Source organism: Microbacterium sp. zg.Y909 (assembly GCF_024626565.1).
In genome coordinates, this window is record NZ_JANJFJ010000443.1 from 1 (window position 1) to 3362 (window position 3362).

6 protein-coding genes are annotated in these 3362 nt (G+C 71.8%); all 6 read right to left on the bottom strand.

What is annotated here, in order from left to right; genetic code table 11:
• A partial coding sequence (locus tag NQ160_RS20970; RefSeq protein ID WP_257517016.1) for a TetR/AcrR family transcriptional regulator occupies positions 1 to 227 on the bottom strand: 227 nt, incomplete at its 3' end.
• A 14-nt stretch (positions 228 to 241) separates the two neighbouring features.
• Positions 242 to 979, bottom strand: coding sequence for an SDR family oxidoreductase (locus NQ160_RS20975; RefSeq protein ID WP_257517017.1), 738 nt, complete (start codon positions 977 to 979; stop codon positions 242 to 244).
• A 147-nt stretch (positions 980 to 1126) separates the two neighbouring features.
• Positions 1127 to 1708 carry a hypothetical protein gene (locus NQ160_RS20980; RefSeq protein WP_257517018.1) on the bottom strand — a complete coding sequence of 194 codons (582 nt, stop codon included), beginning with the start codon at positions 1706 to 1708 and terminating at the stop codon, positions 1127 to 1129.
• Positions 1705 to 2268: a hypothetical protein gene (locus NQ160_RS20985; RefSeq protein ID WP_257517019.1), complete on the bottom strand. Its 564-nt coding sequence runs from the start codon at positions 2266 to 2268 to the stop codon at positions 1705 to 1707. The genes NQ160_RS20980 and NQ160_RS20985 overlap by 4 nt, the downstream gene beginning before the upstream one ends.
• Positions 2265 to 2798, bottom strand: coding sequence for a hypothetical protein (locus NQ160_RS20990; protein ID WP_257517020.1), 534 nt, complete (start codon positions 2796 to 2798; stop codon positions 2265 to 2267). The genes NQ160_RS20985 and NQ160_RS20990 overlap by 4 nt, the downstream gene beginning before the upstream one ends.
• A gap of 34 nt (positions 2799 to 2832) precedes the next feature.
• Positions 2833 to 3362 (bottom strand): hypothetical protein (locus NQ160_RS20995; protein WP_257517021.1); only part of this gene is annotated, 530 nt, incomplete at its 5' end.

A 3362-nucleotide genomic window follows, 5' to 3' on the forward strand; every position in this document is an offset into this window, starting at 1 on the left:
CCTCCTCGGGCGACGATCTCGTCGAGCCGCGCCTTCTGCAGGGTCAGCAGCCGGTCGTAGATGCCGAAGAGCAGATCGTCCTTCGACTCGAAGTAGTGGTACATCGCGCCCTTGGTGACACCGGCGGCCTCGACGATCTGCTGCACGCTGGTGTTGGCGTAGCCCTGCACGGCGAAGAGGTCGACGGCGGCCCGCGTGACGGCGTCGGCGACATTGGTCTGCTTCATGCGTTCATCCTCTCTCAACCGATGGGGCGCACCGACGCGCCGCCGTCGATGAGCAGGGTCTGGCCGGTGACCCAGGCCGCGTCCCCCGAGAGCAGGAAGGCGACCGGGCCGGCGATGTCGGCGGGCTCGCCGAGCCGCCGCAGCGGGTAGGCGGCGGAGGCCTCGTCTTCGCGACCCTCGTACAGGGCGCGGGCGAAGCGCGTCTTGACCACGGCAGGGGCGACGGCGTTGACCCGCAGGCCGGGGGCGAGCTCGTCGGCCAGCTGCATCGTCAGGTTGATCAGTGCCGCCTTCGAGATGCCGTAGAACGCGATGCCGGGGCTCGCGGCCACCCCCGCGACCGACGCGACGTTGACGACCGAGCGGGAAAGCCCGGCGGCCACGGCGTCGCGGGTCCATTCCAGGGCGCCGATCACGTTGACCTCGAGGATCTTGCGCGCGGCGGCGGGGTCGATGTCGAGCACCGGTCCGTAGACCGGGTTGATGCCGGTGTTGTTGACGAGGTGGTCCAGCCGCCCGTGGGTGTGGGCCACGTGCGCGAAGACCTCGGCGCGGTGAGCGGGATCGTCGGCGTGGCCCGTGACCGACGTGGCCTTCGGGCCGAGTGTCGCCACCGCTTCGGCGAGGGTGTCGGGGTGGCGGCCGGTGATGACCACCGATCCGCCTTCGGCGACCAGGCGCTCGGCGATCGCGAACCCGATGCCGCGGCTCGCCCCCGTGATCAGAGAGACGGTGCCCTCGAACCTCTGCATGGCGCCTCCTTGCGCGACGGGTCTCACCGGAGCATACCGCCCGGTCGGTTTGACCCTATCAGCACTCGCGAGTGGGTATTCACGCCGCCGCGTGAGTACTCACGCCCCCGAGTGAGCACTCACGCGTCGACCGCCCATCGTCGCGCCCTAGTCGGCGAGCGAGATGGTGTCGACGAGCTGCTCGATCTCGGGGAGCACCGCGGCGATCATCGCCGGCTCGCTGTGGCTGACGGTCACGACCACGTCGGCCTTGGCGGAGCGGAACACCCAGAACACCATCGCGAGCAGTTCATCCTGCGGCGGGCCGAGGCTCTCGGCGGTCGCACGGGGCACGCGCAGCACGCGCTCGACGCGTGCCCCGGGGCCGAGACCCGCCGCGACGATGTCGACCACGAGTGGCTCGCGCGCGTCGGAGTCGGTGCCGCCCGATCCGGTGAGGTCGTGCAGCGTCGCCGAGGGGTCCGGCGGCAGGTCGAACACGTCCACCGACACCAGCAGCGTGCGCGGGTCGACCAGCCAGGCGAACCGGTGCGCGCCGGCCTGGTTGTTGGCGCGCAGGCCGCGTAGATAGTCTCCGAGCCACCCGGTCTCGTCGTCGGTCCAGCCGGCGCGGCCGAAGGCGCACGTGATCGTGTCGACCCAGGCGTCCTCATCGGGGTAGACATGCCACGGGAAGGCGGTCGGCACGTACAGCCAGCGCTCCCGGTCCCAGTCGATGAGCAGCGTCATGCCGGTGCCTCCGCGGTCGCAGGTTGGTCGGCGTCCCAGCGCACGGTGGCCACGAGGGCGTCGCACAGCCCGGTGAGCGCGTCGACGATGGGCTGCAGTTCGGGATCGTCGTCGCCGACGATCGAGAACGATGCCACGAGCAGCAGCCCGGTGGCATCCGGCACCCGCCAGACGTACTCCACGCGCCGCAGCGCCTGCGCGGGTCGCTCGGTCTGTACCCGCCACGCGGCGCCCGCAGAGGTTTCGACGACCTCACCCGCCGGCTCGGCGTCGTCGTCGCGCCCGATGGCGATGGCGATGGAGGTCGACACCGGCGCCTGCCACGCCGTGCCCAGGGGCAGCAGGATGTCGATGACGTCGAGCTCGCGCGCCTGCCGCGCGCCGTCGACGATGGCATCGGCGAGGCGCCCGATGTAGGGGCCGGCGCTGTCCCGCGGGAGGTGCGCGTACTGGTCGGTGATGAGCCGGCGCAGTTCGTCGTCGGAGCGGTCGCGCACCGGCAGCAGCAGCCAGCCGGGAGGCAGCACGACGCGGTACGAGACTCCTGCGGCGGCGGTCACTGCGGCACCTCCGCCAGTGGCGGGCGGCGCGCGTCCAGCGGCGCGGGTCGCACGCGGTTGCCCGCGGCGTCGAGGTACTGCCGCCAGGATCGGGGCAGCGCACCCAGGGCGCCGAGCACCATCCGCGCCAGCACGAGGGCCGCAAGGCCCGCCAGCGCCGGGAAGACGGCGAGGGATGCCGCGTCGGCGATGCCGGGGGCATTGTGGAAGCCCAGCACGCGCGGCGCCGTCGCGAGGATCGCCAGCAGCGCGAAGCCCAGCTGCATGCCGCGACCGAAGATCCCGGGGCGGGACAGCGGTACGGGGAAGGTGACGAGGATCCAGGCCGCCAGGCAGAACACCGGCCCCCACGTCAGCCACAGCTGCGGGTCGAAGGCGGGGAACGCCCCGTCGGGGGCGAAGCCGTTGTGCGCGGGCTGCTCGCCGGTGGTCGCCCCGACGATGAGCGCGGCCACCGTGAGCACCACGAAGGGCACCAGGTCGCACACGATCACAGCCCCGGCTGTCAGCAGCGCCAGCGGCTTGGACATCCGCTCGAGGCGGTCGCGTCGCTCCGGTGTCATCTCAGCGCACGCCCGGCTGCCAGTTTGTCGGAACCGCGCCGGTGAGGGACTCCTTCGCCGACGTCCAGCCTGATGCGACGTCGTCGAGGTAGGGCACCGATTCGATGGCCGAAGCCGGCAGGTTCTCGAGGGTGGTGAGCCCGAGGCTGGTGATGTCCAGGCCCGAACCGAACATCTCCGCACCGCGGAAGACCCGCTCGGCCCCGTGCCCCATCCCCTCGACGAACGAGGCGCGCAGTCCATTCGCGCCCAGCTGCGCCTGCGGCATGATGGCGCGGAACTGCTCGACCTGGCGTCCCGAGAGTTCCAGCCACTCCCGGGTGAACTTCTGCGGGATCGTGGCCTGCGGCATCCGGGTCATCAGCTGCTGACCCGCCGGCAGCAGCCGCTGGAACTCGTCGCCCACGGCGGCTATGGCGCTGCGGCGCGTCGAGATCGGATGCACGATGCGCTGGAACAGCGACGTGGCCTGGCGGTTGTGCGTGAGGCCGCGCAGCACCTGCGTGCCGCGCAGAGCGAACCCGACGCCCT